Raw genomic sequence first — 7,369 nt, 5'->3', positions numbered from 1 at the left:
AGTAAAACGGTATTCCCCACAGATGACAGCCTGCTAAAAATGCTGTATCTGGCAACTATGGATATCACAAAAAAATGGACGGGTCACCGACAGGATTGGGGTCAGATTCATTCCCAGTTGGAGATCTTCTTTGAAGAAAGGTTATCTTAAAAATCAAAGAGCGAGGTATTAAGACTGCCAAAGGGGAGTTTTACTTGACAACCCCAAAAACAGTTTTATAATACAAGCATGGGCAAGAACCAATGAAAAATGGCCTTGCCCATAAATAACAATCAATATTTTATATCAGTTTTTGGAGTTTACACGGACTTTGAAACGGTCTCGAATCCGCTGCGCTCCTTCTCGCTTGACGGCTGTCGCCGTATGCCCTGAAATACAAAAATGCAGATAAGAATGCAAGCATTCTTATCTGCATTTCCGCTTTTCAGGGCGCACTGCTCGTAGCTTTACAATATCCGTACATTTTTCAAAGCGCCGGTTTTTGAAAATTCTGTCCATTCGCATACATTTACCGCATGATCCCCAATACGCTCTAAATATTTAGCCACCATCAGAAGATCAATACACTGGTCAATATGCTCTGTAGATTGCTTTAGCAAGTCTACCACATCTGTCTTTACCTTATCAAATAATTCATCAACCACATCATCCTGCTGCTCGATCTGTTTCGCTGTCTCGATATTCTGTGTGATAAAAGCTTCAATCGAACATCGAACCATTTCCCTTGCAGCAGTAGCCATAGCCGGAATGTGACGTACGACATGATACACGTGATCTCCCTTAATCCGAAGTATCAGCTCTGCAATATCCGATGCATGGTCGCCGATACGCTCTAGGTCTGTGACCACTTTAAGGGCACTGGATACCACTCTTAAGTCGCCAGCTACTGGCTGCTGACGGAGAATCAGGGAAAGACAGCGGGCTTCTATGGCGCGCTCCATATCATTGATGGTTCTGTCGCCCTTAATGATGTCCTCTGCTTTCTCAAAATCCTGATCTTCAAAAGCAATAAAGCACTGTTCAATGGAATGTTCCACCATTCGTCCCATTTCTTTAATATCTTCATTTAGAAGGTTTAGTTCATTCTCATAATTCACTCTGGTTGTCATTACGATTCTCCTTTATTGTTCTGCTATCATATCCATCAGCCAAAACGACCGGTAATATAATCTTCCGTTCTCTTATCCTTAGGTACTGTAAACAACTCGGTGGTAGGAGCATATTCCACAACCTCCCCTACAAGGAAAAAGGCAGTGTGATCGGCGATTCTGGTTGCCTGTTGCATGTTATGGGTTACAATGGCTACGGTATATTTCTCTTTCAGTTCATCCATCAAATCCTCAATTTTTAAGGTGGAGATAGGATCCAAAGCGGAAGTAGGTTCATCCATTAACAGGACCTCCGGTTCCACAGCCAGGGCTCTGGCAATGCAAAGACGCTGCTGCTGTCCGCCGGAAAGGCCGAGAGCAGATTTTTTCAGACGGCTTGATACCTCATCCCAAAGGGCCGCTCCCTTTAAGCTCTTTTCCACGATATCATCAAGTTCCGCTTTATGTTTGATTCCATGAATCCTTGGGCCATAAGCCACGTTGTCGTAAATACTCATGGGAAATGGATTCGGCTGCTGAAACACCATACCGATTTTCTTTCGAAGCAGAGTAGTGTCTACTCTTTGATCGTAGATATTCTCTCCGTCCAGAAGGACTTCTCCTTCAATTTTAACATTGGGAACCAGGTCGTTCATTCGGTTTAAGGTTTTTAAGTAGGTAGACTTACCGCATCCGGAAGGACCGATAAATGCAGTGATTTTATTGGTATACAGCTCCAGATTAACATCCTTTAAGGCATGATTGGTGCCATAATATAAGTTTAAGTTGCTGGAAGATATTTTAACGGTGTTAGTATTCACGATTATTTGACCTCCGTGTTGAATTTATGGGAAAGGAATTTCGCAAGTCCGTTGATAGCCAGAACAATGACTAAAAGAACAACTGCGATTCCGAAGGCTTCCGAGTATTTTGCCTTTTGCATGCATAAGTAAAGCTGAATGGTTAAGGTACCACCGGATTCAAAAATCTTTCCGAAAAAGTCCTTGGGAAGAAGGTATCCGCTTCCAGCTGTAAATAAAAGTGCGGCCGATTCTCCTACAATACGTCCAATAGCCAGAATAATGCCGGTTAAAATACCAGGCATGGCACTGGGAAGGAGAATGGTGCGGATCATATACCATTTGGTCGCACCAATACCAAGAGCACCGGAACGATAGCTGGCCGGAACGGTCTTTAAGGCCTCCTGAGTGGTTCGCGTAATCAGAGGAAGAACCATAATAGCCAGAGTCAGTGCACCCGTTAAAATAGAATATCCAAGTCCAAGAGTAATACCAAAAAACACATATCCAAACAAACCAAAGATAATAGAAGGAATACCGGCTAAGGTCTCCGTGGTAAATTCTATGATACGGACTATTTTACCACCTTTTGCATACTCATTCAAATAAATTGCAGCCCCGACCCCAAGAGGAGTAGCAATGAGCAGGGTAATCACCACAATATAAAGAGTATTTACAATATTTCCAACAATTCCAAATGTTCCTTTAATTGTACTGGGAACGGTTGTTAAAAATGAAAGGCTGATGGCTGGAATGCCCCGTACAAATACGTACCCCATAATACCAATCAGAACAAGGATAGAAATAGAAGCGCAAAGATAAATAAGTACCAGTAAAATAGTATCAGAGATACGGCTCTTCTTATTATAAATGCTGCCAGAAGCAGAAGTCCCATGCTGAGCAGGCAGAACCACCTGATTAATCATGCTGTGCGCCTCCTTTCTTAAGTAAGCTGTTAAGCGATACGTTGATAATCATAATAAATGCAAATAATACAAGCCCAATGGTAAAGAGAACCTGTTTGTGAAGCCCGGAAGAGTAGGACATTTCAGAAACAATAGCCGTTGTCAGGAACCGAACTGAGTTAAATGGAAGCGGAATATTTACAGAGCTTCCAGAAACCAGACTGATTGCCATGGCTTCTCCAATGGCACGGCCAGTTCCAAGAACGACAGCCGTGATGATACCGGATTTCGCAGCCGGAATGACTACGTGGAAAATGGTCTGGATCTGTGTACCGCCAAGGGCAAGAGAAGCACTTCTTAAATGCTGTGGAACAGACCGAAGAGCCGTTTCGCTGATGTTGATCACAGTAGGAAGAATCATAAGAGCCAGAACCAAAACAGCGGAAATTAAGTTTGCACCGCCAGTAAACTGATGGGTCGTGGACCCTGCAAAAATCTTAAGCTCCAGCTTATACATCAGCGGATTCAAAACCAAAATACCAAGAAGCCCGTAAATAACAGAAGGAATACCAGCCAAAAGCTCAACCGCCGGACGTACCAGCCTTGTAAGCCCTGGAGGGGCTACCTCAGCCAGGAAAACAGCAGTCATGACTCCAATGGGAACGCCGATTAAAATAGCCAGGGCAGTTCCTACGATAGAAGTCAGAATAACATAAAGAATACCAAAACCAGGAGTAGCGGCATCCGGCATCCAGGTGGTTCCAAATAAAATATCAAGAATACCAACCTTAAAAAGTGCCGGAGTACCGCTTATGAGCATGTATAAAGAGATTGAGGCCACAGCCAGAACAGCAAAGAAGCCGCAGATTGTAAAGATAATCTCTGCAGCGCGTTCGATTCCTGATTTACTTCCATGGCCACCGAATATGGAATATGTCTTTGGTTGCATATAAGCAGCTCCTTTCAAAAAACAGGGACGCAACGTAGTTTAGCAGCTGCGTCCCCGGAAATGATTCTGTCAGTCCATTAATTTGCAGGGATTAAACCAACAGATTTCACTAATTCTTTTCCTTCATCAGAGTAAATGAAGTCAAACAAAGCCTTTACATTTTCATTCTGAGCAGAAATCTCACCCTTAGTAGCCATTACGAATGGACGGCTTAAGAAGTAGGAGCCAGCTTTGATATTTTCAGGGGTTGGGTCTGTATTTTCCAGCTTTAAGGTTTTAACGGTATCGTCAAGAACATCAAGAGATACATAACCGATCGCACCAGGAGTAGATGCAACCTTAGCCATAACAGCGCCGGTGCTGTCCAGCTCGTTGCTGTACTTGCATTTATTCTCTAACTTTAACAGCTCTTCAAAAGCAGTTCTGGTACCGGATCCGGATTCTCGTCCGATGACTACGATAGGCTGATCTGTTCCGCCTAAATCCTTCCAGTTGTTCGTTGTTCCATTATATATATTAATTAACTGATCCTTCGTCAGGTTCTCAGCCGCATTCTTAGCATCAGTAATAACTGCAATTCCATCAATAGCAACAATATTTTCATTGATGCCCTTCGCTTTTTCTTCGTCCTTTAAGTTACGAGAGGAATTACCGATATCCGCAGAACCATTTCCAACCGCCTCAATACCTGCTCCAGAACCAACGAATTCACTCTGAACGGTAACACTTGGATATTTCTCCATGAAGACCTCGCCTAAAGCTGTCGCAAATTTTTCCATAGAAGTAGATCCAACCATGCTGATAGAGCCTTTTAAATCGCCTTTCGCAGCCTCTTTCCCAGTTGTGGACCCGGCAGCAGTTGAATCATTTGCAGCGGCAGCGGTGGTGGTTGTATCAGAAGCTTTTGTTTCCGCACTCTTGCTTCCACATCCAGCCAAAGCACCCATAGCAAGGATTGTTAATCCTGTAATTGCCAATGTCTTCATCAAATTTTTTTTCATAATCTTTATCTCCTCTTTTCTGAGTTAAATTGCTTTCGCTTACATGTTGGAGTATAACAGCCAGCAGAAAATCCTGATATCATGTTTTTGTATAAGTATTGTAAAGGTTGTGTAAAGAAGGTATATTCGAGTTCCTTCTATATAAAGGAGTATTTGTCATTTTAACCGTTACAATTCCTTTTCTTCTATAAAGAAGGAGTCTTTCTTTCTAAAATGAAGCATTTCATAAAAAATCCTGTAGTTACGCTGTTAAAATATGTGGAATAGACTGGACAGAAATGGATAAAGTGTGGTAAATTGGAACGTGCGCTTTATTATACAGAGAAACTTCATAATAGATCCGTTACCTTAAAACGGATAGGAAAGATACGAGACAGGAGGACGTTTCATGGGAGCATATCAACTGAAAATCACGATCAAAGGCAGTAAGCCACCGATATGGAGAAGGATTCTGGTACCGGAGGGGATTACGTTTGAAAGACTACATCAGGTGATTCAGACTGCATTTTCCTGGAGCGGTGAACACCTGTACCAATTCGAGTTCCGTTCCGAGGGCATACAGGTTATCCCCTACGGAGAAAGTAAATCCAAAAAGTTCACCTCTATACCAGTGAGTGAAACCATTGATACTCTGGTCTCCCAGGCTGTTAAATTTACATATACCTACGATTTCAAGGATAACTGGGAACATGTCATTCAGGTGGAAGAGGTTCATTCCGATTATAAAGAAAGCTATGCTCAGGTAATAAAATTCAAAGGAGACGTTATACCGGAAAACTGCGGAGGCTTATCCGCTTTTTACGATCTTCTTGAAAATGCCCCTCAAAGCATAAAGGAATTTGACATAGATGCCGTCAACAGAAATTTAGGCCAGAGCGGTGAAGCTTCATCAGAAGAAGTTCATATGGAAGAAGTCTTCCATTACTATGATAAAAACAGCATAGCAGAGATCGCCAAAAGACACGGCATCAGCGGGCTCGGTAAATTAAAGAAGGAAGAGCTGACAGAACGGACCATATCCTATATTTTAGATAAGGAAGTCATGAGAAAGTATTTCCTTTGTGTCCGTGACTCAGAAATGAAATTATTTGAGCAGCTGGCAGCAGATGATACCCAGGTCTTGACCGAAGATATGGCTGAGCTTGATTACCTCTATGCCGGTGGCTATCTGACCTCTGGGTCTGATACCAGATTAAAAGTGGCAAAAGAGGTAGTAGAAGCATACGCCGCCATCAACAACCCAGAATTCCAGGAGGAGCGGAGCCGTCTGGCAAGCATCGGAGATTACCTTTGTGCTGCCAATTCTCTCTATGCCATTACACCTCCATCTGTATTATTGGAAACCTTTAATAAATATGAAGCAAAAAAACTCACCCAGGAAGAATTAATGCAGGCATATGAACAGCTGCTTCCATACCGCTGTCTTGTGGTTTGGCTTGATGGCTGCTTCGTAGATGCAGCCCTGGCAGAGCAGAAAAGCTACAAGGATCTTCTTGGCGTACAGAAGAAGGTTCCATATTATATCCCGACTCAGCAGGAAATCCGTTTCATGGCTGACAATGACGGTTTCTTAATGACACCAGAGTTAGACCAGCTAAGCCAATTCTTAAAAGAGAAGATGAATGTATCAGAGGACTTGCTTCCATATATCCTGCGCCAGGTTCAGGCTGAAATCAGTCTGGGCGGTCAGCTTCAGGAAGTGATGGAAGATATGGAAGCGTCGGGAATCACTTTTAATGAATCCGAACACGTGGATCGCTTTGCAAGCATTATCACTGACGTATGGAATCATACCAGACTCGTACTTAACCGCGGCCATAAGCCCTATGAGATGGTAATGAAAGGCCTGGAAGAGGTTTCTACCCAGCGAAAGACCGGACAGAAGGTCTATCCAAACGACCCATGTCCTTGTGGAAGCGGAAAGAAATTCAAAAAGTGCTGTGCAAATAAGTAAGCTTAAGCTTATAAAGGAGTCTGACCCAGTCCATGGTTCAGGCTCTTTTTAAATTGCTAAATTGTATAAAAAAACATGATATTTAAAAAAGATTAAAAAGTTTAAAAAATATGTTGACTTTTGTCAAATGCTTTGGTATGATATAACTCGCCGCTGAAAACGGCGGCAAAAACTTCTTCTAAGACACATCGATAGCCGATGAAAAAGTTTTGAAGAAATTTAAAAAATGATTGACATCATCGCAAAGATATGTTAATATATACCAGCTGTCGAAAAACAGCGAAAAAAGAAAAACAAAAAAGTTGTTGACAAAGACAACTCAGTATGATAAGATATATGAGTTGCTCCTGAAGTGGACAACACAAAAAGCACTTTGAAAACAGAAGATTGAACAGTATGTAAAACCCTGAAAATTCTAATAATAAGCTGCGTTTGAGCGGCTTTGAATGAGAAATTCAGAACGAATACAAGAAATTGTATACGAACCAAACAACAAGTAAAACGGGAAATAAATTAGCTAGTAGTTGATTTTGACCGTGGATTGAACATTTAATTTGAGAGTTCGATCCTGGCTCAGGATGAACGCTGGCGGCGTGCTTAACACATGCAAGTCGAGCGAAGCATTTTAAAGGAAGTTTTCGGATGGAATTTAAGATGACTTAGCGGCGGACG

At 42.2% G+C, this 7,369-nt stretch carries 6 protein-coding genes, 1 rRNA gene and 1 pseudogene; 3 read left to right on the top strand and 5 right to left on the bottom strand.

Annotated elements, in window-relative coordinates; translation table 11 throughout:
* A pseudogene (locus T546_RS26045) lies at positions 1-150 on the top strand (IS256 family transposase); the annotation flags it as partial.
* 296 nt (positions 151-446) lie between these two features.
* Here T546_RS26045 and phoU read toward each other — a convergent pair.
* The 5 genes from phoU to T546_RS0122065 all read right to left on the bottom strand — a co-directional run bounded on the left by phoU (position 447) and on the right by T546_RS0122065 (position 4,743).
* A complete protein-coding gene (phoU, locus tag T546_RS0122085) occupies positions 447-1,109 on the bottom strand; it encodes a phosphate signaling complex protein PhoU (RefSeq protein ID WP_026893469.1) in 663 nt (220 codons plus the stop codon).
* Between the two features lie 35 nt (positions 1,110-1,144).
* The gene (pstB, locus tag T546_RS0122080) at positions 1,145-1,909 is read right to left on the bottom strand and encodes a phosphate ABC transporter ATP-binding protein PstB (protein ID WP_026893468.1); all 765 of its coding nucleotides are present in this window, start codon (positions 1,907-1,909) and stop codon (positions 1,145-1,147) included.
* 2 nt (positions 1,910-1,911) lie between these two features.
* Positions 1,912-2,814 carry a phosphate ABC transporter permease PstA gene (pstA, locus tag T546_RS0122075; protein ID WP_051630050.1) on the bottom strand — a complete coding sequence of 301 codons (903 nt, stop codon included), beginning with the start codon at positions 2,812-2,814 and terminating at the stop codon, positions 1,912-1,914.
* The gene (gene pstC, locus T546_RS0122070) at positions 2,807-3,742 is read right to left on the bottom strand and encodes a phosphate ABC transporter permease subunit PstC (RefSeq protein ID WP_026893466.1); all 936 of its coding nucleotides are present in this window, start codon (positions 3,740-3,742) and stop codon (positions 2,807-2,809) included. Before pstC ends, pstA begins: the two co-directional genes overlap by 8 nt.
* A 77-nt stretch (positions 3,743-3,819) precedes the next feature.
* Positions 3,820-4,743 (bottom strand): phosphate ABC transporter substrate-binding protein, encoded by a 924-nt coding sequence (locus T546_RS0122065; RefSeq protein WP_026893465.1) that lies wholly within the window; start codon positions 4,741-4,743, stop codon positions 3,820-3,822.
* Positions 4,744-5,131: 388 nt separating this feature from the next.
* On the opposite strand from T546_RS0122065, the gene T546_RS0122060 reads away from it, so the two are divergent.
* Entirely contained in the window at positions 5,132-6,697 is a 1,566-nt protein-coding gene (locus tag T546_RS0122060) for an IS1096 element passenger TnpR family protein (protein ID WP_026893464.1), read from the top strand.
* Positions 6,698-7,247: 550 nt separating this feature from the next.
* Positions 7,248-7,369: ribosomal RNA gene (locus T546_RS0122055) — 16S ribosomal RNA — on the top strand; the annotation flags it as partial.

Source organism: [Clostridium] aerotolerans DSM 5434, from assembly GCF_000687555.1.
GTDB classification, from domain to species: Bacteria; Bacillota; Clostridia; order Lachnospirales; family Lachnospiraceae; genus Lacrimispora; species Lacrimispora aerotolerans.
This window is presented reverse-complemented; position numbering and strand designations above follow the sequence as displayed.